Annotated in this window: 19 protein-coding genes; 12 read left to right on the forward strand and 7 right to left on the reverse strand. The window is 58.7% G+C overall.

Features of this window, described 5'->3' with window-relative positions:
* Positions 1-174 precede the first annotated feature (174 nt).
* Genes N655_RS0104060 through mreD form a run of 3 tightly spaced genes read left to right on the forward strand, consistent with a single transcriptional unit; the run spans position 175 to position 3,450 of the window.
* The gene (locus N655_RS0104060) at positions 175-1,239 is read left to right on the forward strand and encodes a rod shape-determining protein (protein ID WP_026441962.1); all 1,065 of its coding nucleotides are present in this window, start codon (positions 175-177) and stop codon (positions 1,237-1,239) included.
* Positions 1,240-1,287: 48 nt separating this feature from the next.
* Positions 1,288-2,928 (forward strand): rod shape-determining protein MreC, encoded by a 1,641-nt coding sequence (gene mreC / locus N655_RS17205; RefSeq protein ID WP_049961242.1) that lies wholly within the window; start codon positions 1,288-1,290, stop codon positions 2,926-2,928.
* 3 nt (positions 2,929-2,931) lie between these two features.
* Complete coding sequence (gene mreD / locus N655_RS0104070) at positions 2,932-3,450, forward strand: rod shape-determining protein MreD (RefSeq protein WP_026441963.1); 519 nt, start codon at positions 2,932-2,934, stop codon at positions 3,448-3,450.
* Between the two features lie 10 nt (positions 3,451-3,460).
* On the opposite strand, the gene N655_RS17210 is transcribed toward mreD, so the two are convergent.
* The gene (locus tag N655_RS17210; protein WP_044933944.1) at positions 3,461-5,278 is read right to left on the reverse strand and encodes a glycoside hydrolase family 35 protein; all 1,818 of its coding nucleotides are present in this window, start codon (positions 5,276-5,278) and stop codon (positions 3,461-3,463) included.
* A 155-nt stretch (positions 5,279-5,433) separates the two neighbouring features.
* Here N655_RS17210 and N655_RS17215 point away from each other — a divergent pair, with 155 nt between their 5' ends.
* From N655_RS17215 to N655_RS0104100, 3 genes are all read left to right on the forward strand, one after another.
* On the forward strand, positions 5,434-7,920 hold the full coding sequence (locus N655_RS17215) for a DUF3536 domain-containing protein (RefSeq protein WP_044933946.1): 2,487 nt from the start codon (positions 5,434-5,436) through the stop codon (positions 7,918-7,920).
* A gap of 40 nt (positions 7,921-7,960) precedes the next feature.
* Positions 7,961-8,680, forward strand: a complete 720-nt coding sequence (locus N655_RS17220) for a DUF2461 domain-containing protein (protein ID WP_044933948.1) — start codon at positions 7,961-7,963, stop codon at positions 8,678-8,680.
* A 342-nt stretch (positions 8,681-9,022) separates the two neighbouring features.
* Positions 9,023-9,319: an HU family DNA-binding protein gene (locus tag N655_RS0104100; protein ID WP_026441965.1), complete on the forward strand. Its 297-nt coding sequence runs from the start codon at positions 9,023-9,025 to the stop codon at positions 9,317-9,319.
* Positions 9,320-9,425: 106 nt separating this feature from the next.
* Here the strand turns inward: N655_RS0104100 and N655_RS17225 are convergent, their stop codons facing one another.
* Entirely contained in the window at positions 9,426-10,400 is a 975-nt protein-coding gene (locus N655_RS17225; protein ID WP_238324481.1) for an alpha/beta hydrolase, read from the reverse strand.
* A 112-nt stretch (positions 10,401-10,512) separates the two neighbouring features.
* On the opposite strand from N655_RS17225, the gene N655_RS0104110 reads away from it, so the two are divergent.
* Entirely contained in the window at positions 10,513-11,526 is a 1,014-nt protein-coding gene (locus N655_RS0104110) for a VWA domain-containing protein (protein ID WP_026441966.1), read from the forward strand.
* A gap of 14 nt (positions 11,527-11,540) precedes the next feature.
* On the opposite strand, the gene N655_RS0104115 is transcribed toward N655_RS0104110, so the two are convergent.
* The gene (locus N655_RS0104115) at positions 11,541-12,113 is read right to left on the reverse strand and encodes a c-type cytochrome (RefSeq protein ID WP_026441967.1); all 573 of its coding nucleotides are present in this window, start codon (positions 12,111-12,113) and stop codon (positions 11,541-11,543) included.
* 192 nt (positions 12,114-12,305) lie between these two features.
* Between N655_RS0104115 and N655_RS0104120 the strand changes: the two genes are divergently transcribed.
* Together N655_RS0104120 and N655_RS0104125 are read left to right on the forward strand one after the other, a co-directional pair.
* Positions 12,306-13,058, forward strand: a complete 753-nt coding sequence (locus tag N655_RS0104120) for an outer membrane protein (RefSeq protein WP_026441968.1) — start codon at positions 12,306-12,308, stop codon at positions 13,056-13,058.
* Positions 13,059-13,191: 133 nt separating this feature from the next.
* A complete protein-coding gene (locus tag N655_RS0104125; protein WP_026441969.1) occupies positions 13,192-13,704 on the forward strand; it encodes a hypothetical protein in 513 nt (170 codons plus the stop codon).
* Between the two features lie 246 nt (positions 13,705-13,950).
* On the opposite strand, the gene N655_RS0104130 is transcribed toward N655_RS0104125, so the two are convergent.
* Both N655_RS0104130 and N655_RS0104135 read right to left on the reverse strand, forming a co-directional pair.
* Positions 13,951-15,375 carry an aspartate ammonia-lyase gene (locus N655_RS0104130; protein ID WP_026441970.1) on the reverse strand — a complete coding sequence of 475 codons (1,425 nt, stop codon included), beginning with the start codon at positions 15,373-15,375 and terminating at the stop codon, positions 13,951-13,953.
* Positions 15,376-15,404: 29 nt separating this feature from the next.
* Positions 15,405-16,928 (reverse strand): fumarate hydratase, encoded by a 1,524-nt coding sequence (locus N655_RS0104135; RefSeq protein ID WP_026441971.1) that lies wholly within the window; start codon positions 16,926-16,928, stop codon positions 15,405-15,407.
* A gap of 128 nt (positions 16,929-17,056) precedes the next feature.
* Between N655_RS0104135 and N655_RS0104140 the strand changes: the two genes are divergently transcribed.
* A complete protein-coding gene (locus N655_RS0104140; protein WP_026441972.1) occupies positions 17,057-18,256 on the forward strand; it encodes a pyridoxal phosphate-dependent aminotransferase in 1,200 nt (399 codons plus the stop codon).
* 60 nt (positions 18,257-18,316) lie between these two features.
* Here N655_RS0104140 and N655_RS0104145 read toward each other — a convergent pair whose 3' ends face one another.
* The gene (locus N655_RS0104145; protein ID WP_026441973.1) at positions 18,317-19,159 is read right to left on the reverse strand and encodes a hydroxypyruvate isomerase family protein; all 843 of its coding nucleotides are present in this window, start codon (positions 19,157-19,159) and stop codon (positions 18,317-18,319) included.
* A 219-nt stretch (positions 19,160-19,378) separates the two neighbouring features.
* Between N655_RS0104145 and N655_RS0104150 the strand changes: the two genes are divergently transcribed.
* Positions 19,379-20,569, forward strand: a complete 1,191-nt coding sequence (locus tag N655_RS0104150; protein ID WP_026441974.1) for a DNA glycosylase AlkZ-like family protein — start codon at positions 19,379-19,381, stop codon at positions 20,567-20,569.
* Positions 20,532-21,212, forward strand: a complete 681-nt coding sequence (cmk, locus tag N655_RS0104155) for a (d)CMP kinase (RefSeq protein WP_026441975.1) — start codon at positions 20,532-20,534, stop codon at positions 21,210-21,212. The genes N655_RS0104150 and cmk overlap by 38 nt, the downstream gene beginning before the upstream one ends.
* Here cmk and N655_RS0104160 read toward each other — a convergent pair.
* A complete protein-coding gene (locus N655_RS0104160; protein ID WP_026441976.1) occupies positions 21,187-22,743 on the reverse strand; it encodes a DUF4097 family beta strand repeat-containing protein in 1,557 nt (518 codons plus the stop codon). The two genes, cmk and N655_RS0104160, sit on opposite strands and share 26 nt — an antisense overlap.

Genomic DNA, 22,743 nt, shown 5'->3' on the forward strand with positions numbered 1-22,743 from the left:
AATCACGATAAACGGACGGGGAAAGGATAGGGCGCCTACAGGCCATCCCCAGGAGGATTCTTCCCATTGGGGAGACTCTCGATTTCTTTTCCATGAGATTCCCTGTAGCCCGCCCTCACGCCAAATGCCCGTTGGCCTTACAATAAATTTGAGTCCCTTAAAAAGCTTTTTCCAATGTCATCGAATGGTTTTTCTTCGCGCTCTTCGCGGTCGCATGGTCTGCGCTCGCTGTTCAGCATGTTTTCCAGTGACCTGGCCATTGACCTGGGTACGGCCAATACTCTTGTCTATGCCCGCGGCAAAGGCATCGTCGTCAATGAGCCTTCCATCGTCGCCATCAACAAAAACACAGGTGAAGTAGAAGCGGTCGGCAAAGAGGCCAAGGAGATGCTGGGCCGCACCCCAGGCAACATCGTGGCCATCAAGCCCATGAAGGACGGCGTCATCGCCGACTTTAAGGTCACCGAGAAGATGCTGAACTACTTCATCCAGAAGGCGCACAACCGCAAGATGCTTGTCCATCCGCGCATCGTCATCGGCGTCCCCTCTGAGATCACCCAGGTGGAAAAGCGCGCCGTCGAGGACTCGGCCTATCGCGCCAAGGCCAGTGAAGTCTTCCTCGTCGAACAGGCGATGGTTGCCGCCATCGGCGCCGGCCTGCCCATTACGGAGCCCTCCGGCAACATGGTTGTAGACATCGGCGGCGGGACCACGGACATCGCAGTCATTTCCTTGGCCGGCATCGTCTATTCGCGTTCGGTCCGCATGGCGGGCAACCAGATGGACGAGGCCATCATGAACTACCTCAAACGCAAGTACAATCTGCTGATTGGCGAGCGCACCGCCGAGCAGATCAAACTGGAGATTGGTTCCGCTTACCCACTGGAAAAGCCCCTGACCATGGAAATCAAGGGCCGCAACCTGATCGAGGGCGTGCCGAAGACCATCACCATTGACGATGGAGAAATCCGTGAGGCCCTGGGCGAGTGCATCGCCACCATCATGAACGCCATCCGCGTCGCGCTGGAGCGCACCCCGCCCGAGCTTTCTGCCGACATCAGCGACCGCGGCATCGTGCTCACAGGCGGCGGCGCCCTGCTCAAGAACCTTGACAAGCGCATCCGTGAGGAAACCGGCCTGCCCGTTTCCATCGCCGATGACCCCTTGGCCAGCGTGGTTCTGGGCACAGGAAAAATGCTCAGTGACTTCCGTTTGCTGCGTAAGATCAAAATTGACTAGTTGTGAGTACTTTGCTGGAAGGTCAACAATCAATCAGGCATCAGAACCGTGGAATCTTTCTTCAGCCGCTATAGGAACGCCCTGGTCCTGATTCTGGTGCTTCTGGTGCAGGTCATCGGGGTGGCCATTCAGGTGCGCCGGCCTCTCCCCCGGGAGCACGCGCAGCCGGACGCGGGTGGTGTGCGCCTGGTCCGCTACTGGGCCATCAGCCTGGTTTCGCCGCCCGAGCGCTTCGTGCACTGGATCGGCAACGGAATCCGCAACATGTGGCTGAATTATGTAGACCTGGTCCATGTCCGCCAGCAAAACAAAGAACTTCAGGCCGAGCTGCGCCGCCTCCGCATCGAGGAGGGCGGCGTAGCGGAGGACGCCCGCCAGGCCCAGCGCCTCCAGCAACTGCTTGCATTTACGGAAAAGTACATCTATCAGACCCTCCCGGCGCAGATCATCGGCACTTCCGGCCTCGACCAGTCCCGTATTCTCTACATTGACAAAGGCGCAAAAGACGGCATCGCCGTAGACATGCCGGTCATCACCCCCGACGGCATTGTCGGGCGCGTCCGCGAAGTCTTTCCGCACACGGCACAGGTATTGGAAATCAACGACCCAACCAGCGGTGCCGGGGTGGTCCTCGCCGATACGCGCATCCGCGGCATTTTGCGCGGCAACGCCCTGGGCCAGCCCGTCATCGTGGGTGTAATGCCTGATGAGCGGATCAAGCCCGGCGAAAAAGTCATCACCAGCGGCGGCGACCAGATCTTCCCTCGCGGACTGGCCGTAGGCACAGTAGACAGGGTCGTCCCTGACCCGGAACGCGACCCTATGGTCGACATTGTCCTCCGGCCGGCCGCCGACCTGTCCCGCCTGGAGGAGGTCCTGGTCATCACGAGCACCGGACAGACCATCCCTCCGCAGGAAAAGCTCGATCTGATACAGAGCCAGGCCGTGGCTGATACCGAACAGCTCCGCGCCTCTGAGGTGCTGGCCGAGCGCCTTCCCAGCCGCATCGATCCCGACAACCCGGACGCGGCCGAGGAGACCGACACCGTGGGTGCTGACGGCGAAATCTCCCGCCCTATCCAGCCCCCTCCGCCATTGCATCCCGACCACTTTTCGCCGAATACCACGCCGCCTGCCACCAGCCTGGTGCCCGGCGCTCGGACCGCTGCCCTGTTGCAGAACCCGGAAGACAAGACAGCAGTGACTTCCTCTCGGCCCCGTGCCGCTGTGACGACGGGCCCTGGCGGAACGACCGCCTCGAATACTGCATCAGCCGTTCCACCAAAGAAGAAAACTCCAGAGCTCGTCCCGGATGACGGCAGCCGCCCGCCAGCCACTGCGGTACACCCGGCGGGAACGGCACAACGCGCTCCGGCATCCGCCCAGTCAGGGCCTGAAAGCGCCCCAGTCCGGCGAAATGCACCAGCCACCTCCTCCGGGACGCCTCCTACCGTTCTGCCAAGGACCACAATTGTAACGGATGGTCCGCTGCCATCCGGCGCGCGAAAGATCAGGCCGCCTGTCCCTGGAACTACGGCAACCACGCCCCAAAAGCCGACAGTACAGCCACGCAAAGGGCCGCAACTGGTTCCTGATGACGGCAGCCGTCCTCCGGACTCCATGCTGCACAAGCCAGTCAAACCCCAGACGCAATCCTCCACGCAGCCTGCGGGAGGCCCACAGAGGTAAGGTATGCTCTCTGCTGCAACCCGCTCCGATCCGGAAATCCAGACGCATCCTTTCTTGGTCTATGTGCTGGCGCCCCTTCTTGCTTTGGGCCTGCAGTCATTTCTGGTCCTGCATTTTCACAGCTTTGCCATTTTGGACCTACCTCTGCTGGTGACCATCTACTTTGCCATCTCCCATCGGCATCCGGTTGTGGGCACCATCACGGGTGCGCTGATCGGCATCGCACAGGACGCGCTGACACGCCAGCCGCTGGGCATCTTTGGCATCTGTAAATCCATCGTCGGGTATCTTGCCGCATCCCTGGGCGTTCGCATTGACACGGAAAACCACCTCACTCGGCTCATCCTTACCTTCTGCTTTGTCTTTCTGCACAGCGGAATCGATTGGCTGCTAGTGCGGCGTCTGCTGGCGCAGCCCTTTGTATGGGGCTGGCTGCACGAATCCCTCCGCGCCATTCTGAATGCCTTGGCGGCAGTTGTGCTCTTTGCTCTTTTGGATAAAACCAGAAGGCGCGAGTACTGATCGCCGTACGCTACTCCACTGCTGCATCGAGGACCGGCGTCTTGAGCCCTTGCAGGCTACGTCCAGGTGCTCCGTCCAGATCAAAGACGATGACCTCGTTGTCCCCTGCCTTCAGCCATGGGCCAGGAACATAAAGCGTCTTCTGCGGCCCGATGTTCCAGATCCGGCCCAGCGCATGTCCATTCAGCCAGACCTCTCCCTTGGTGAAGGCGCTGGTGTCCAGGAAGGTATCAGCAGGCTTTTCTACGTGGAAGGCGGCGCGGTAAAAACAGGCCCCCGTACAGGGAGCGCTGCCGTAACGCAGGGCCCCTGGATTCGTCATGGGTAGAGAATAGATCTCCCAGCCGGTGAGTGGTTTGCCGGCCAGCGTCACCTGCTTCGTGATGCCCTTGCGCTCCCCGCGCAACACTTTGGTGAAGTTCACCCGCCCAGTATTTTCAACCAGGATGTCCAGCTGCGCGCTTGCTGCCGCGACCTTCAGCGGAAGCGAGTCCTGGTCCAGTCGACGGTCGAGCTTGCCCATGAGCTTTCCATCTAGATAAATCTGCGCGTAATCATGGAGCTGGTCGAGCACCAGATCGCCGTTCACCGGGCCTTTCAGCCTTGTCCGATAAAGGATGTATCCGTATGCCTGCCCGATGTCTTCCATGGAAAGCGGCCCTTGGCTTTGTACTGGCCGAGGAAGGTTCGCCCAAAGCGAGGCCGATTGTGCCAGATTAAAGGCCGGGACCTCCATCGGCGGGGCAAATGGAGGCACAGGAGGAGGGGTCTTTCCAGTGGCTTTCGCGATGGTGTCACGAAAGAGAAAATATTTCGGTGTAGGCCGTCCGCTCTCATCGAGCGGTGCGTCGTAGTCGTAACTGGTGACGTCCGGCTCATAATTTTTACCATTGGAATTGGCGCCATTCATCCATCCAAAACTGGTGCCGCCATGAAACATATACAGGCTGATGGAGTAGCCTTGGCGCAGGGTCCAGTCCAGATCAGCATTCTGCTGCCGGGCGTCCGTGCGCGCATGTTTTGCTCCCCAATGGTCAAACCATCCGTCCCAGTATTCGCTATTCATCCACGGCCCGTCAGGACGCAGCTTTTTGAGCGTGGCAAAACCCTTTTGCGACTCTCCCGGGCCAAAGTTGATGGCAGCGGGCAGCTCGGGCAGCGAACCGTCCGGCACCTGCTCTGGTCCATCTGCGGTATAAAGCTGCGCACGGGTGAATCCGGCATCCACAAACATCTGGTGAATGTCTTCCATGTATTGATGGTCTTGACCAAAAGACCCGTACTCGTTTTCCACCTGGACCAGAATGATGGGACCGCCATTGCCGATCTGCAACGGGGCCAGCTCCTGTCCCAGACGCATCATCCAGCGCCGCGCGGCGGCAAGAAATTTCGGATCGCGGGAACGGACCACCATATCGTGGTCTTTCAGCAGCCATGCCGGATAGCCGCCGAAGTCCCATTCCGCGCAGGCATAAGGACCAGGGCGAAGAATTAAATACAAACCTTCCTGCTGCGCTTCGCGAATAAATTCAGCCACATCCTTGTCTCCGGAAAAGTCATACACTCCCGGGCTGGTCTCATGTATGTTCCAGAAAACATAGGTGGTAATGGTGTTCAGGCCCATGGCCTTGGCCATGCGCAGACGATCACGCCAATAAGCACGCGGAATACGCGCATAGTGCATCTCGCCGGAGATGACCTGGAAGGGTTGACCATCCAGCGTGAACTGGCCGTTTTCTGCCCGGAAAGAATGCGCGGCCGCAGCAGGGGACGGCGGGATGATGAAACCGGTTGCACAGAGAAGGACTACGACGAAGATACGTTTCATGCTTGCGGCTTCTCCTGACGGTGGCGAAAAGACAGTGTATCAGCGCAAGACGGACCATCTCGAAGGAACTGCAGAGTCACGGATCTAATGGCTCAAAGCAGGCAATCGGCCCATTCCTGCATCTGAGTGAGTAAAACAGAGAATGAGGGACCCTCATGCCGAATCCGACCCGTTTTGTCTGCGTCCATGGCCACTTCTATCAGCCTCCTCGGGAAAATCCCTGGCTGGAGCAGGTAGAAACGCAGGACTCCGCCGCCCCCTTCCATGACTGGAATGAGCGCATCACCTCAGAGTGCTATGCACCCAACGGCGCTTCACGCATCGTGGACCAGAAGGGTGAGATCATCCGCATCCTGAACAACTATGCCCACATCAGCTTCAATTTCGGGCCCACTCTGCTTTCCTGGCTGGAAGCCTTTGCCCCCCGCACATACCGCATGATTCTGGAGGCCGACCATGCCAGCCAGAGAAAATTCTCCGGTCATGGCTCAGCCATGGCCCAGGTCTATAACCACATCATCATGCCGCTGGCATCGCGGCGCGACCGGATTACTCAGATCCGTTGGGGCATCGCCGATTTCGAGCACCGCTTCGGACGCAAGCCCGAAGGCATGTGGCTGGCTGAAACTGCCGTGGATTCGGAAACCCTGGAGCTGCTGGCCGACCATGGCATTGCCTTTACCGTGCTGGCGCCGCACCAGTGCGCGCGGATGCGCCCTCTGGGAGAAGATGCGAATGCTCCCTGGACAGAGTGCACTGGTACTCCCGTAGACACGCGGCATCCCTACCTGGTTCGCCTCAGGAACGGCAAAAGCATTGCCGTCTTTTTTTATGATGGAGAACGTTCCCGCGCCGTGGCCTTTGAAGGTCTCTTAAACAGCGGCGAAACGTTTGCTTCACGCCTCCTGGGCGGATTCCAGGATACTTCGGAACCGCAACTGGTCCACATTGCCACCGATGGTGAGAGCTATGGCCACCACCACAAATATGGTGAAATGGCCCTGGCCTATGCTCTCAAGCTCATCGAAAGCTCGCCCGATGTGGCCCTCACAAATTACGGCGAGTTCCTCGAAAAATTTCCGCCGCAGTGGGAAGCGCAGATTGCAGAAAACACCTCCTGGAGCTGTGCGCACGGGGTCGAGCGCTGGCGGTCCAACTGCGGCTGCAATGCAGGCCATCCCGGATGGAACCAGGAATGGCGTGGGCCGCTGCGCGAGGCCCTGGACTGGCTCCGCGACGCTGTTGCCCCTCTTACCGAAGAGGCAGCGCGTCCCCTCTTTGCCGACATCTGGACCGCACGCGATGCTTATATTCAGGTGGTCCTGGACCGCACCGGTACCGACAGCTTCTTTAAGAAATACGGGACCCATGCCTTTAGCCCGGACGAGCGCATTCGGGCACTCAAACTGCTGGAGCTTCAGCGTCATGCTCTGCTGATGTATACCAGTTGCGGCTGGTTCTTTGATGAAATCTCTGGCATTGAAACGGTACAGGTCATTGCCTATGCCGCCCGCGTCCTGCAACTGGCGGCACAGCTCTTTGGCCCCAAAGGAGCGGCGCTGGAAGAGCCTTTCCTTGAGGTTCTGCGTCGGGCCAAGAGCAACCTGCCGCAGGAAGGCGATGGGGCCACGATCTACCAGCGTAGGGCAAGCTCCATGAAGGTGGGTCTGGACCAGGTTGCCGCCCATTACGCCATCAGTTCCCTGTTCAGCAGCTACCCCGATGAGGCCAGCCTCTTCTGCTACCGGGTCAGCCGCATGGACTGGAACTCCATCAGTTCAGGAAAATCCCGTTTGCTCGTCGGCAAGGCCCGCATTACTTCAGAAATCACCGAAGAAAGCGTCACAGTGAACTTTGCCGCTGTCCACTTCGGCGACCAAAACATGAATGCGGCCGTGGAACGCTCGGGGGCCACGCAGGACAAGCAGTGCGCCGAGTTTACGGAGAAGGCCCGCATCGCCATGACCAATGCTGACCTGCCGGAGGTGGTACGCCTGCTCGACCGCACCTTCCCCGGCCCGCTCTATTCCATCCAGTCCCTGTTTAAAGACGAGCAGCGCCGCATTCTGGACATCATTTTGCAGCCCGCCGTGGCCGGGGTGGAATCCAGCCTAATCGCAATTTATGAAGACCACTCCTCGCTGATGCACTTTCTCAGCAAGAATGGCTTCCCCAAGCCGCGCGCCCTGGAGCTGGCCGCTGACCACGCCGTGAATGCGGGGCTGCGCCGCGCCATTGAAAGTGATCCGGTGGATGCCTTCCAGGTACGTACATGGCTGGAGATTGCCGCCGCAGACCAGATCCAACTGGATGCCAGCCTTCTCCGCTACATTGTGGACCTGAAGATGAAGCGCATGATGGTCGCGCTCCAGGCAGCACCGCAAAACATGGAGTTTCTGGATGCTGCACTGCTGACAGCAAAGACGGTCAGCGAGATGCCCTTTGATCTCAATTTATGGCAAGCGCAAAACATTTGGTATGACGTGCTCCGTCTTACCGCTTCGCAGGAGATGCCGCCGGAGTGGAAAGAGAAATTCCGTGAGCTGGGCACCCAGATGAAACTCCGTGTAGACGATCTCGTGGTCGAAGAAGAAGCGGCCAACAACACGCACCAGCAGCGGGTGGAAAGCGCCGTCTCCTGAAAAAGCGGCCAACCAGGGCGCCTCGCGATACATTGGATCCATGCCGGAGAATCTGTATTTTGGCCCCGAGGCGCTGAAGTTCCTGCGCGCGCTCAAGCGCAATAACAACCGCGAATGGTTCCAGGCCCGCCGTGAAATCTATGAGCGCGAACTGAAGCGGCCTCTGCTGGCCATTGTTGCTGAAATCACCAAAGCAATGGACAGCTTTGCTCCAGACCATGTGCGTCCGCCGGAAAAATGCATCTTTCGCATTTATCGTGACACTCGCTTTTCGGCCGACAAAAGCCCCTACAAAACCCATGTGGCCGCATGGTGGGCACGTGCCGGCATGGAGAAGACTTCCGGGGCCGGATACTACTTCCATTTCTCTTCAACCGAGGTCATCATCGCCGCCGGAATCTATATGCCGCAGCGCGAACAGCTCCATGCGGTCCGTATGTATTTGCTGGACCACCATGAAGAGCTGCGCAAGATCCTGCAGGCCAGGAAATTGCGCAACGTGCTGGATCTGGACATGGAGGTGCGCTCGCTTTCGCGCCCGCCCAAGGGGTTCCCAGCAGACCACCCGGCCATAGACCTTATCAAGCAACAGCAGTGGGGCGTCTTTTCCCGCCTGCCTGCGGAAACCGCCCTGCAAAAAACCCTGGTCAGGGAGGTCCTTACCCGATTTCGCGCTGCCGCTCCATTGGTGGATTTCCTCAATCGCCCCTTCACTCGTAATGAAGAAAGGAAGCGGCAGTATATTTTCAAACTCGTGTAAACAGGACTAAACTGTCCTTCATCTTCTGCGCAGAATGCGCCTTGCACGGGCTGCCGGCAAGGCTTTGCCTGCCTTGGGTTGGGGCCTGCGAAGCGCACAAAAATCCACAAAAATGGCCATTTTTCGGGCAAAACCGGGAAAAACCCCGAAAAAACCTGTGGAAATACCGCTTTTGCCGTTGACAAAGCCTTTAAAAAGCCGCAAGGTAAACGGCGGAAGGTTTTTTTGAGACCCGCATGATTACTGGGTTTTCACGGAAAACCGAAGCTCAACGCATGACCAGCCGGAACAGGGTTCCAGGCCTTGGGAAAGCGGAAATCAGAACCAGGAGGATTCAACAATATGGCAACTGGAATGACCAAGACAGCCCTTGTCCGCCACATGGCGGAAAAGCTGGAACTCACCAACAAGCAGGCCGCTGCCTTTCTTGACCTGCTTGCGGAAACGGCAATCAAGGAGACCAAGAAGAACGGCCTCTTTGTGATTCCCGGACTTGGACGCCTCGTCAAGGCAGAGCGCAAAGCCCGCATCGGCCGCAATCCGCAGACCGGCGAGCAGATCAAGATCAAGGCCAAGACTGTGGTGAAGTTCCGCGTGGCCAAGGCCGCCAAGGACGCCATCGCGCCGCAGAAGAAGTAGTTTTCTTCGACAAAAAACAAGAGGAAATGGCCTGCCCATTTCCTCTTTGCTTTTTCTGGTCCGGTTTCTGGCCGGAAATCTTATTGACTGATTTTTCCTGGACCAGTCAGGCCCTCGGGCCAGGATGGATACCGCGCCTGGATCGGGGCAGCGGGGGCGCGTCACTGGGAAGCCATCCACTTTGAACTAACCAGTTCCGCAGCAGCAACGGCCAGGTGGAAAGCTCTGGAATATCTCCGCACAATCCGCAGCCGTGGTTGGCATAGTCGTACAGGTGCATTTCGACCGGAACATGCGCACGCTCAAGTGTGCGGTAGAAGTCCAGACTGTTCTCTACCGGGACCACCGGATCTTTGGTCGTAGCGAACAGAAACGTCGGCGGGGTTTGTGCATTCGCCGTCAACTGGTTGGAGAGTTTCTGCGCCAGAGCGGGATCGGGATCTTTTCCCAGAAGGTTGTGCAGCGAGCCCGCATGGCTCTCTGGCAATTCCATGCTGATGACCGGATAGGAGAGGATCATGAAGTCCGGCCGGGCCTCGGTCTGGTTCAGTGGATCGTTGTCCGGGGCCGGGGCAGCATCATTTCCATGCACGCCGAGCGTGGACGCCAGATGTCCGCCTGCCGATGAACCCCAGACGCCAACCCGCTGCGGATCAATGCCATATTCGCTGGCGTGCGCACGAATATAACGCATCGCCCGCATTCCATCCTGGATCTCGACGGGATAGGCATACGGGGCAACGCGGTAGTCCAGCACAAAGGCCGTCATTCCCTGGGCATTCAGCCACAGTGCAAACTGGAAGCCTTCATGGCCGATAGCAACGTGCTGATAGCCTCCGCCGGGAATGACCAGCACGGCCGCAGTCGTGGACTTTTTCTGTGGCACAAAGGGATAGAGGCGCGGTTTGTCCGCCTCGGATTGCCCCAGGGCACCGGGAACGCCCTCAGGCCACAGGAAAATGGGCTGCGGCAATTGCCGAACAATCTCTGACGCAGAAGGGGCCGGGACAGGTGTCTGCGGAAAAGAAGGCAGAGCCTCCAGCAGAGCGCCCAGGAAAACAGCCGGAAACAGCAAATGCATTTTCTTCATCGTCTGAAAGTATATCGGGAACAAAGTCACCGCCCGGCCCGCGGGGAAAAATCCGTCGCCCTGTACCCTGAAGGCGCCGCTCTGTAAAATGGCCTCAGCCACAATGAAGACAGTCGTTTTCAGGAATTTTGCTCTTTGCGCCCTGGTTGCAGTTTCTTCTGTGTTCCTGGCCGTTGCGCAGTCAGCGCCCGCCACAACGCAGACGCAGTCACCACAGCCTTCCACCGGCACGACACAGCCGCAGCCTTCTGCTCCCGGCGGCCAGCAGCCCCAGGACCAGGAATATACGATTACGACGTCTGCCAACGAAGTGAACCTGGTCTTTACCGTGACGGACAAGCACGGCCGATTTATTAAAGACCTGAAGCTGAGCGACTTTGCCCTGCTTGACGACCAGAAGGCCCCGGCGCAGGTCTTCAGTTTTACACAGCAGACCAACCTGCCTCTGCGCGTCGGCATTGTGATTGATACCAGTACCTCGATCCGCCAGCGCTTTCAGTTTGAGCAGCAATCGGCCAGCGAATTCCTGTTGCAGATCCTTCGTCCGAAGAGCGACAAAGCCTTTGTCATGGGCTTTGACGTGACCCCTGACTACAAGCAGGACTGGACCAATAATCTTGATCTGCTGAACACAGGCATCAATGCTCTGCGGCCGGGCGGAGGCACAGCATTGTTTGATGCCGTTTACAGCGCCTGCCGCGACAAGATGCTCGACGCGGCCCGCGAGCGTGAACCGGTGCGCCGTGCCATGGTCCTGGTTTCGGATGGCAACGACAATCAGAGCCATGCCTATCTGGATGATGCCATCAAGATGTGCCAGCGCGCCCAGACCATCGTATACACCATCAGTACCAATACCAGTCCCAGCCGCGACCGGGGCGATGACGTGCTGGAGAAAATTGCGCTGGCCACGGGGGGACGGGCTTTTTTCCCAAAACGCATGGAAGACATGTATTCCAACTTCCAGGACATTGAGGACGAGCTGCGCAGCCAGTATTCGCTGGTTTACAAACCTGCCGATTTTATTGCCAACGGTGCCTTCCGCACGATTTATCTCTTCTGTTTGGACCGGCGCTACACCGTCCGCGCCAGCAAGGGATACTTCGCAACAAAATAGTCGGCCGCGCCAGACTAAGGGACCGACGGCAGCGTCAAGCCCGGAGACGCCGGCGCGTCTGAGAACAAGGGTTGTTTGAGCAAGGTCAGGACATCGGCCGGCATGGGCTTATCGGCATTGGCCAGCAGAATCGTCACTTGCCACATCTGTGTCTCGTTCAGCACCTGATCAAATGCAGGCATTCCCGTAAGACGGATGCCGTTTTTCACCTTCCAGTAAGTTTCCCCCGGAGGATCGTCGCTCACTCCAACCACTCCGTTGCCATGCGGCGCCCACAATTGGGGAGCGCGAGGATACATGTGCGCAGCAAAATCGGAGGGGCGTCCATACAGGCCGTGGCAGGCGGCGCATTGCTGGCGGTAAATCTGTGCGCCAATCATCAGATTGGTTTCGCTGGGAGAAAGCGGCGCCCGTGCCGGCATCTCCCTGGCAATGCGTGCATGGAGGGGGCCACGCACAATCTGCCGCTCCAGCGGGAAGGGCGCATCAGCCACGGCAACCGGCGTATGGCCGCTGCGGAAATAAAAGAAAGCTGCCAGCGGGACCGCCGCCAGCCCGATGATAAGTCCCAGGATGAATCCTTTCATGCATTCCCTCGCTCCACCAGAAGAACAGGCGCAGGCCCAATACGCAAGAGACTTCCGATTTCAATTTTCCCGCAAACCCGTCTAAGGCAATAGAATAGAGAAAGCTTTTGGCCCAGAAAACCGGTCTGCTTCTCTGAGAAGACAGGGTGGCCCGATTTTTGTTTTCGCCGTCTGTGGAGGCATTTGAGGTTCATGTTTCGATCCGTCCGTTTTTTCCCTGCTCTGACTTTTGCATTGGTTTCCTTTGCAGTCTTTCCATCAAGCGCACAGCAGGCGCCGATCGTAGACCAGCAGCCGGCCACGCAGCAGCCTGCTCCGCAGCAGCAAAGCCAGCAGGAACGGGCTGAAGTGCTCCGTCAGGCACAGGAGCGCGTCCGCGCACGCCGCCACCTGCGCGACCAGCAGACCATCCGGGACACCTACAGCCACAAATATGAAGCCTATTTCGGAGGCGGTTATCTGCGCTTCCGGCCCGGCAATCTCCTGCAGCACATCAATGAGGCTGCATGGAACGTAGGCGTCACAGATTACGCTTATGGCAAGATCGGGATCACGGCCGACTTCCGCGGCTATTATGGGACAGCTTACACCGGACGCAATGCCTATGGCGTCTATGAGCCGAGCATCAGCCAGTACACGTTTATGGCCGGCCCCACGGTCCGCTTTTTTGAAGGCGTCCACTGGGGTTGGACGGCACATGTCCTTGCCGGTGTAGGCCATGGCAACTTCGGCACCGGAACCGGAGGACTGCCCCCTACACTGATTAATCTTTACCCCGACGGCAACTCTTTCAATCTGGCCGCCGGCGCTTCTGTAGATTACAACCTCAGCCCTGCCCTTGCCCTGCGCCTCACCCCCAGCTATCTGATGACCCGTTACGGCAGCTCTACCCAGAACAATCTGGGCTGGCAGGGAAGCGTGGTCTACCGCTGGGGCCGGCAGTAAACCGATACATTGTCAGACAAAGAAGCGCATGCAATTCACAAGCAGGCCCTTTAGCAATTCGCCTGGCGGGCATAGACTGTGGACACCGGGGCTGGAAGCCTGAGCGAATCAGCCAAATAACGGGAACCTGGCAATGTACCTGTTTAGCATGCGCGCTTTCCATGCAGAGCTCGACGCTCAAAGGCGTGCTCGCGGCCTGAGTTGGACACAACTCGCGGCGGAAATTAATCGGCCATTTGAATCCACACCATCAATTCCAATCAACCCGGCCACGCTGCGAGACATGCTAAAAAAGCGGTCCGTCACGAGCGCAGTGGTACTACAGGTCCTTCGGTGGCTGGGCCGCACACCGGAGAGTTTTCTTTCCGGCCCTGTGCGCACTGCCGGGCTCGATGAACAACTGCCTGAGGCGGGGCAAGATAGAATCCTTCGTCTGGATACGCGCGCAATCTATGATGCTCTTCAGCAGGAACGCCTCAGACGGGGCCTCACCTGGGAACAGATTGCAAATGAGCTGCCTGGCTTTACCCCGAGTATGCTCACCAACCTGGCAAGTGGACCGCTGATCGGATTTCCTAGAGTCATGACCCTGACGCAGTGGCTTGGCCGCCCGTTGGCCGCTTTCGTGAGGGCCAGGTCCCGATAATGCACTTGCTCCTGAGATTCTCCGGGACCCGGACTTGAAACAGACTCCCATCTTACAGTCTGCTCCCGGGCTGAACCTTAAAGCGCGCTTCCTCGTCAATTCGCCCACGAAACTCAGTTCGATCCCCCCAGCGACGGCCCGAGTTAAGGCCTTGGCTTGCCGCGGCCAAAAGGGCTGGGCATACGTTCGTGGAGGCCCATCCTCGTCTGGATTCGCATGCCCAAGAATGACACGCCCTTGGTCCTCTCAATCGCCGTCCCGTTTTTTTGCGGCTTGCAGCGGAGGGCGGGGTTCCGTCATGCGCACCGGGTCAAGGATCTCCGCAATCTCCTCCTCGCTGAGCAGTTTCTTCGCGCGCGCAAGTTCAATAATCGACTTCCCCGTAGCGATGGATTCCTTCACAATCTCTGCCGCCTTCGCATATCCGATGTAAGGATTGAGCGCTGTTGCCAGCGAGACCGTACTCTGCGCATAGAAGTTGCAGCGGTCCACATTCGCTGTAATTCCGGCCACACATCGCTCATTGAACTGGCGCAGCATGTTCGCCAGGATCGTCGTGCTTTGCAGAACGTTGTAGGCCATCGTCGGCATCATCACGTTCAGCTCAAGCTGTCCGGCCTGGACGGCATAGGCAACGGCCGTATCGTTACCGATGACCTGAAAGCTGACCATCGCAGCCAGTTCCGGCATGACGGGGTTGATCTTGCCTGGCATTATGGAGGAGCCCGGCTGCAGACCGGGCAGATGGATTTCGTTCAATCCTGTATTTGGCCCCGAAGACATCAGCCGCAAATCATTTGCGATGCGGATGACCTCCAATGCAATGCTGCGCAGCGCAGCACTTACCTCTCCCATGCAGGCATTGGACTGCATCGCCCAGCGCATGTCCGCAGCAGGGACCAGCCGCTGCCCGGAGATGCGCGAGAGGTTTGCAACAGCCTTGGTCCGATACTCCGGGTGCGTATTCACGCCGGTGCCGACGGCGCTGCCGCCCAGGCCGAGCTCGCGCAATCCATCCGCGGCGCGGGCAAGGGTCCCTCGGCCTTTCGCGATGGCAACTGCATATGCCGCAAACTCCTGTCCCAGACGGATGGGCACTGCATCCTGCATATGCGTGCGGCCCGACTTCATCACGCCATCAAATTCCCTGCCCTTGGCTGCAAAGGATGCCGCCAGCTGATCAAGCACTGGATACAGCGTTTCCAGATTCAAAAGCGTTGCCAGCCGCATTCCGGTGGGAAAGACATCATTGGTGGATTGGCCATAGTTCACATGGTCATTGGGATGTACCCATGCATATTCCCCGAGTCTGCCGCCCAGCAGTTCATTGGCGCGGTTGGCGATGACCTCATTCACGTTCATATGGAAGCTGACGCCTGCGCCTGCCTGAAAAACATCGACAACGAATTGATCGTTCCACTTGCCGTCGATGACTTCCTGCGCCGCCTGAATCACAGCGTCGGCGCGCTTTGCATCCAAAAGGCCCAGCTCTTGATTGGCTTCAGCAGTGGCCCGCTTGATCATGCCAAAGGCACGGATGAGCAGCGGATGCGCCCGCATTCCGGAGATGGGGTAGTTCTCAACCGCACGCGCCGTCTGCGCACCATAGTAGGCGCGCCGAGGGACCGTGACCCATCCAAGAGAATCTTTTTCCTGGCGTGTTTCCAGCATCGCAGATCATTAGATGCCCGCAGACAGGTTCACGCAAGAATCGGCACGCCGGCAAGCTGCGATTGGATCTTTGCTCGCCATTGCTTCGGTCCGGTTTCGTGGACCGATGTGCCTCTGGAGTCCACCGCGACGGTCACCGGCATGTCTTTGACCTCGAACTCATAGATCGCCTCCATGCCGAGGTCCTCAAAAGCCAACACACGCGATGCCTGAATGGCCTTCGATACAAGATAGGCCGCTCCGCCCACCGCCATCAGGTAGACAGCGCGATGGTCCCGGATGGCCTCCACAGCAGCCGGACCGCGTTCGGCCTTGCCGACCATACCGAGAAGTCCGGTCTGCTCCAGCATCTGACGCGTGAACTTGTCCATACGCGTGGCCGTCGTAGGACCGGCCGGCCCCACGACCTCGTCCCGTACCGGGTCTACTGGTCCAACGTAATAGATGAAGCGGTTGGTAAAATCTACGGGAAGCTTTTCGCCGCGGTTGAGCATGTCCGTCATCCGCTTGTGCGCCGCATCACGCCCGGTCAGCAGTTTTCCGTTCAGCAACAGGACTTCGCCCGGCTTCCAGGAAGCCACCTCTTCTCGCGTGACCGTATCGAGATTCACCCGCCGCGCGGAAGAAGCATCGTAGGTGAGCTTGGGCCAGTCCTCAAGCGAAGGCGGCTTGAGGGCCACCGGTCCTGATCCGTCCAGCACAAAGTGCGCATGGCGTGTGGCCGCGCAGTTGGGAATCATGGCCACGGGCAGGTTCGCAGCGTGTGTGGGATAGTCCCGGATCTTTACATCGAGCACGGTCGTCAGCCCGCCCAGGCCCTGCGCACCAATGCCCAGTTCGTTCACTTTCTGGTAAAGCTCCAGGCGCAACTCTTCGATGCGGTTCCTGGGCCCGCGGGCCATCAGGTCCTGAATATCAATCGGGTCCATCAGCGATTCCTTGGCCAGGACCATCGCTTTCTCTGCCGTACCGCCGATGCCGATGCCAAGAATTCCCGGCGGACACCATCCAGCGCCCATCGTCGGTACTGTTTTCAGCACCCAGTCCACAATCGAATCCGACGGGTTGAGCATGACGAACTTCGATTTCGCCTCTGACCCGCCGCCCTTGGCCGCGACAATCACCTCCACCTGGCCACCCTTCACCATTTCAATATTGACGACGGCAGGCGTGTTGTCGCGCGTGTTTTTCCTCGCTCCGGCGGGGTCTGCAAGAATCGAGGCACGCAGAACATTGTCTGGATGCAGATAGGCGCGGCGTACGCCTTCGTCTACCATCTCCTGAATGGTCAAGGTGGCGTCCCAGCGCACGTCCATGCCGATCTTCAGAAAGACGGTGACGATGCCAGTGTCCTGGCAGATAGGCCGATGCCCCTCGGCGCACATGCGCGAATTGATGAGGATCTGCGCCATCGCGTCCTTGGCCGCAGGCGACTGCTCGCGCTCATAGGCCTGCGCCAGGTTTTTGATGTAATCCACCGGATGGTAATAGCTGATGTACTGCAGCGCATCTGCTACGCTCTGGATCAGGTCTTCCTGCTTGATGGTTGCCATAGAGAGTGCCCACTTGTTCTGACTCTTCAGTGTAACAATTTCAACCTTCTCTTCCGCACGCTGTCTCACCAGGCGCAACGCCAGAAAATTCCTCCCCTGCATCTTCTAAAATCTGAAAAAATAGAAACATGAGCACAGCCACAGGCACCCAGGCAAAGGTCTTTGCTGACCGTATTGGACGCATCGAGGTTTCGGCCACCATGGCCGTAACTGCGGAAGCCGCCAAGCTGCGCGCACAGGGCGCGAAGCTGGTGGACTTCGGAGCAGGCGAGCCGCACTTCGCCACCCCGCGCCACATCAAGGACGCGGCCATCGAAGCCATCAACCAGAACTTCACCCGCTACACGATGGTTTCCGGCATTCCTGAAGTGCGCAAGGCCATTGTGGCCCGCCACGCCTGCGACTTCGGCTCCAACTACTCGCCTGATGAGGCCGTCTTTACCACCGGCGGAAAGCTCGCCATCTTCAATGCCATTCAGGTACTGGTGGACCATGGCGACGAGGTCATCCTGCCCGTCCCCTTCTGGGTCTCTTATAAAGACATCATCCAGTATGCAGGCGGCAAGGTGGTCTATCTTGAAACCGACGAGGCGGAAAACTTCCGTGTGACGGCCGAAGCCGTGGAAAAGCTGATTACGCCGCGCACGAAGGCCATCATCCTGAACTCACCCTCGAACCCGGCCGGCTCAGTCATCGCCCCGGCAGACCTCGAACGTATCGTGAAGCTGGCGCATGAGCGAGGTATTTATCTGCTACTCGACGAGTGTTACGTTTATCTGCAATATACCGGGGCCCTGGTCAGCGGGGGTTCTTTCACCGACGCGAAAGAGCACGTCCTCATCCTCGGATCACTCTCGAAGACCTACGCCATGACCGGATGGCGCGCCGGATATGCGCTCGGCCCGAAGCCCATCATTGCGGCCATGAGCAAGCTGCAGAGTCAGTCCACCTCATCCACTGCGCACTTTGTGCAGAAGGCCACAATCGCCGCGCTGAACAGCTCGCAGGAATGCGTCGTCGAGATGCGCGCCGATTACCTCAAGCTGCGCGACCAAATCCTCGCCCGTCTGGCCGAGATTCCCGGCATCACCTGCACAAAACCAGAGGGCGCATTCTACGTATATCCGAATGTGTCAGCCTATCTGGGCAAGCCCGGAGCCAAGAATGCTCTGGAACTTGCCAACCGCCTCCTCCACGAGGCCCACGTCGTCACCGTTCCCGGCGAAGCCTTCGGCACGACGCAGCACATCCGTCTCTCTTACGCGGTGTCGCATGATGACATCGAAGAAGGACTCAAGCGGGTGAAAGAGTTCTTCGCAAAGCTGTAGAAATCCTGTGCGGCCCGTATCGGCAAAGCGGGCCGCGCATGCCTGCCGGCAATCTCTTCCTCAAACATCACAGATGGTCATGGCCTGACGAAGAGAACGAAACGGGTCACCACGCGGCACAAATTCATGTGCCACATATCCGCTGAAATTGGATTCCACAATGGCCTGCATCACTGCTGGGTATTGGATTTCCTGGGTTGCATCGATCTCATGCCGCCCTGGAACGCCACCAGTATGGAAGTGACCAATCACATCTTTGTTCTCACGGATGGTGGCAATCAGGTCACCTTCCATGATCTGCATGTGGTAAATATCATAGAGCAGTTTTACGCGCGGCGAATTTACCTCTCGCACCACCCGTGCTCCCCACGCCGTATGGTCTGCCATGTAGTCCGGATGGTCGCGCTTGCTGTTCAGCAGCTCCAAACAGATGGTCACGCCCTGGTCTTCGGCAATCTTTTTCACCCGGTTCAGGCCCAGGATGGTGTTGCGGGCACCCTCGTCGTCGGACATTCCACGACGGTTGCCGGAAAAGGTAATTACGTTTGGCACCCCTGCCTTGGCTGCCAGCGGAATGTTCCTGCGGAAAGCGGCCTCGATCGCAGCATGGTTTTCCATGCGGTTCATGGCATCGGGAATTGTTCCTCCACCGGCATAGCCCATCGTGCAGACCAATCCGTAGCGGCGGGGAATGTCCCAGTCCTTGATCTCCAACAGATCAATTCCTTTCAGTCCGATCTGTGCTGCAAAGGTACAAAGACGGTCTAAAGGAACCTGCTGAAAGCACCACCGCGAGACCGATTGCTGGATGCGGCCTCTTGCCGGAGGCAGCGGCACGGAGGGCAACTGCACGGCTGCTGCGGCCGCCAGTCCTGACTGGAGAAACGCACGACGAGTGCTCATGCCTCTCCAGTATTTCTCAAAAGCGGCTTCTCCGGTAAAAGCAGAAGATGACCCCACGAACTCAGGAGAGGTCCCTCGGCAGCCTTGGGTCCGGTTTTCTGCGTAAATTGCTATTCTGGATAAGTAAGGCCCTGGGCTTCGGACCTTGGGTGCTGAAACCAGACCATGAAGACGCGATGAGGGTGAGGCCCTCATTCACATCGAACTAAGGGACCCTCTTTGACAATCGAACAGCTACAGGCAGCGCGCGCTGAAAAATGGCGCCAGAAATCCAACCCCGTCCTCTCGCTGGAAGACGCAGCGCAGTGGACCCATGCCAATGGGATGTGCTTTTTCCTCCCGCGCAGGAACCAGTTCCCGGCGCCCCTTCCATCCTTCGTGGAGGCAGTCACCGGAAGCAGCAATCCTACGCCTTCCCCGGCGGCAATTCAGGACGCATTCTCGTTGGCCATTCGTCTCTTCGCCGCAAAGGCGGCTGCTCCTCTGAACCTGCTAGGCACAGTCTCAGAACGCCCCGACTTCATCGCTTCCCCAGAGGCACTTCCCCACATTTTTTCCCTTCGCGGAGACCATTCCTCCCGACGGGGGCCGGAAACGAAAGGGTCGCAGCTTGCAGCCGACATCTGGAAGCAGCTTCGTCAGGGAGGCGCGCTGACCGCACCGGAGCTCCAGGAAAAGCTGGGCAGAGGTGTGAGTGAGTCGGCCGTGCTGCGCGCCCTCACGGAGCTTTGGAGCTCCCTGTATGTGTTGCCCATCTATACGGAAGGGCAGCCCGCAGCATGGGCGCTCTTTGATTCCCAGTTCCCGGATGAGGTCCAGAGCGGCAGCAGGCTTGCACAATCAACGGCGCTGTCTGCATTAATTTCCCTTTACCTTGATTCCGTCATCGCTGCGTCGCCTGAAGAAGTTGAGGTGATTCTCTCCCCGCTTTCTTCCCGTTCCCGCATCCGGGAAGTGGCCCGCGGCCTGCTTGCCATGCGCCAGCTCAGTGTAATGTCTGTGGGACAGCAGACCCTGCTCTGTATTACCGGAGGCCTGCCGGAATTTCCCCCGTGCAAGAGGCCCCTGCGCCTGCGGCCGAAGGACCCATCGCGCAGGCCCCTCAACCACTTCGCAAACCCCAGATGGCCCGGCCGCCGCAGAAAAGGCCCCTTTCCGGCCGCACCTCAGGCGGCTGGAAGCGGCAGGGTCTATCGCCGCGGTCTGAACAAAGCCAAACGGAACGGAAGCGGAATCCACGCAGCGGACCTGGCCCTGCCAGAGGAAAATCGAACTGGAAACAGAAAAAGGCAGACCGCGTTCCCCCAGACAGTCAGAGGGCGGACAGAAAGTTCTCCTCCCGCAGACCAGAAAGAAAGGACAAACCCAGCCAGTGAGCCAGGACCATTGCCCACTTATTATCGCCATTGACGGCCCAGCCGGGGCCGGAAAGAGCACCGTCGCCGCACGTCTGGCGGCGCGCTTTGGTCTGCTGAATCTTGAAACGGGCGCCATGTACCGCGCCTTTGCCCTGAAAGCGCTTACCCAGGGTCTGGATCCCGGCAATGCTGATGCACTGGAACAACTGGCTGCCGGCACCCAGATTCAACTGCTGCCGACCCCTTCCGGTAACCGTGTCCTGCTGGATGGAGAGGACGTCACTGCACGCATCCGCCAGCCAGAGGTGACCTATGCTGCGTCGCAGGTAAGCGTGCACCCAGCCATCCGCCGCTGGATGGTGGATTTGCAACGCCAGCTTGGGGCAAAAGGGGGGATTGTGATGGAAGGCAGGGACATCGGCACCGTGGTTTTTCCCCATGCTGACATCAAAATCTTTCTTGATGCTTCGCCAGAGGCCCGCAGCGAACGCCGTTATGCTCAGAGTGGAGGCGCCGGATCGCAGCAGGCCGTTCTTCAGGAAATCCGCGAACGCGATGAGCGGGACCGCACCCGCGCGCAGTCGCCGCTAAGGCCCGCTGCCGATGCGGTCGTGATTGACTCCACCAGCCTTACTCTGGATGAAGTCGTGGCGAAAATTGAGGCCCTGATTACTGCTCGGATGGCCGCTCGTTAGCACCGCGCGGGCCATGCAGATGCCTTACCGGTCCGGCGGGAGGGGCAGGAGGGGCGGGCGGCTTTGGCGCTGCTGAAACCACTGGCTCTCCGGGCCCACCCTTGCGCAGGACAATATCTCCGTGGCTGGTGGTCAGCTCTACACGCGGCCCGCCGTTTCCAATCTGGCCCAAGGCCGACTTATGCCCATCGGAGCCATTGACGGTAATCGGAAAATCCGTGCTTAGTTCACCATCGCTGTTGGATGCAGTGACGGAAAAACCCGTGTTTTCCGGCAAAGTCACTGCGATATTGCCCGTGCGATTGATGATCTGCACATTGCCCAGAGGAACAGCCGCGGTAAAGACGATATCACCATTGTTGTTCTCCACATGCACGTCCCCGGAAATCTGGGAAAGATCAAGGGTCTTGGAACGGGTAATCACGCGCATGGGGCCGACGGCTTGATTGACGCTCAGATTGCTGGAATCCATGGTCATGTCCCCGGCCAGCTTGGGGATCAGCAGGTCCGTGCGGCTGGAATGGAAGCGCACGGCCGAAGCCGCCTGCTCCACATGGGTATCGCCAAAGAAATCACCATCCAGGGTGATGTTGCCTTTGATTTCCGACAGCGTTACGTCACCGGCACGTCCATCGACGGCCACATCGCCGGCAATCTGGTGGGCAGCAAAATCCCCGTGGTCCATGCGCGCATGGACATTCCCCCCCATGTTGTCGAATTTCACATCGCCATGACTGGAAGTCACATCCGATGTACCCTTCAGGCCTGCGATGGCCACGTCACCATGCCCGGCATTGACCACCGTTGTGGCCCCTGCAGGCAGTTCTACAGTAAGGTCTACGCGAGCATTATTGCGGCCCTCTACGCTGAGGACGGCGCTGGTCCCGGAGACAATGAGCTTGGGCTTGACAGCGTCAAAGACCTTCTGGGCCTGGTCAATGGAGGAAGCATGAACCACCTGATGGGCGCGGACATGTGCCTGTCCATCGTTGGAGGCGGTGATGGTCACATCGCCGCGCGGGTCCTGGATCTGGATGGAGGCAGCTGGATCCATGCTCTGGCTGATTTCGACATCATTATTGTGCTCCTCGCCCATCATGCTCCAGAAATCGTCGTTGCCGGAAAATTCATCACTCAGCGGCCCCCATACATGGGAAGCGTGGGTCCCCCATGCGGTCGAAAGGACCAAAACAATGAGCCATCCGAAGCCGCCGAAGGTCCTGCGTCCGGCATAAGGATTGTTCCGGTCCAGAAAATATTCCATCAATAGAATGCAGCCGATGCCGATGAGGATGAGCGGCCACCACTGTGCATACCAGGCCCAGAAATGCGCTGCCTGGATACGGCCTGTTTCTATCAGCAGGGCCAAAACTCCCACTGTCAGTAGAAGAATCGGGCCAGCGATCGAAGGCCGCCGGTAATACCGCCAGTAGAAGCTGCGGGCCCGGGCCGCCTGTTTCTGCGCGCGGGCATAGTCCTTCCACTGCTGTTTGATTGTGCGCGGATCATAGGGAGGAGGCGCGGTAGCCAC

It is taken from the genome of Pseudacidobacterium ailaaui (assembly GCF_000688455.1).
Lineage (GTDB): Bacteria > Acidobacteriota > Terriglobia > Terriglobales > Acidobacteriaceae > Pseudacidobacterium > Pseudacidobacterium ailaaui.

What these genes read in the sequence shown, in the direction of transcription:
- N655_RS0104115 (WP_026441967.1), bottom strand. Translation starts at nt 12,113, where the DNA reads ATGAAAGGATTCATCCTGGGACTTATCATCGGGCTGGCGGCGGTCCCG.
- N655_RS0104145 (WP_026441973.1), bottom strand. Translation starts at nt 19,159, where the DNA reads ATGAGCACTCGTCGTGCGTTTCTCCAGTCAGGACTGGCGGCCGCAGCA.
- N655_RS0104125 (WP_026441969.1), top strand. Translation starts at nt 13,192, where the DNA reads ATGTACCTGTTTAGCATGCGCGCTTTCCATGCAGAGCTCGACGCTCAA.
- N655_RS17215 (WP_044933946.1), top strand. Translation starts at nt 5,434, where the DNA reads ATGCCGAATCCGACCCGTTTTGTCTGCGTCCATGGCCACTTCTATCAG.
- N655_RS17225 (WP_238324481.1), bottom strand. Translation starts at nt 10,400, where the DNA reads ATGCATTTGCTGTTTCCGGCTGTTTTCCTGGGCGCTCTGCTGGAGGCT.
- N655_RS0104060 (WP_026441962.1), top strand. Translation starts at nt 175, where the DNA reads ATGTCATCGAATGGTTTTTCTTCGCGCTCTTCGCGGTCGCATGGTCTG.
- N655_RS0104140 (WP_026441972.1), top strand. Translation starts at nt 17,057, where the DNA reads ATGAGCACAGCCACAGGCACCCAGGCAAAGGTCTTTGCTGACCGTATT.
- mreD (WP_026441963.1), top strand. Translation starts at nt 2,932, where the DNA reads ATGCTCTCTGCTGCAACCCGCTCCGATCCGGAAATCCAGACGCATCCT.
- N655_RS0104130 (WP_026441970.1), bottom strand. Translation starts at nt 15,375, where the DNA reads ATGCTGGAAACACGCCAGGAAAAAGATTCTCTTGGATGGGTCACGGTC.
- N655_RS17210 (WP_044933944.1), bottom strand. Translation starts at nt 5,278, where the DNA reads ATGAAACGTATCTTCGTCGTAGTCCTTCTCTGTGCAACCGGTTTCATC.
- N655_RS0104120 (WP_026441968.1), top strand. Translation starts at nt 12,306, where the DNA reads ATGTTTCGATCCGTCCGTTTTTTCCCTGCTCTGACTTTTGCATTGGTT.
- N655_RS0104100 (WP_026441965.1), top strand. Translation starts at nt 9,023, where the DNA reads ATGGCAACTGGAATGACCAAGACAGCCCTTGTCCGCCACATGGCGGAA.
- N655_RS17220 (WP_044933948.1), top strand. Translation starts at nt 7,961, where the DNA reads ATGCCGGAGAATCTGTATTTTGGCCCCGAGGCGCTGAAGTTCCTGCGC.
- N655_RS0104110 (WP_026441966.1), top strand. Translation starts at nt 10,513, where the DNA reads ATGAAGACAGTCGTTTTCAGGAATTTTGCTCTTTGCGCCCTGGTTGCA.
- N655_RS0104135 (WP_026441971.1), bottom strand. Translation starts at nt 16,928, where the DNA reads ATGGCAACCATCAAGCAGGAAGACCTGATCCAGAGCGTAGCAGATGCG.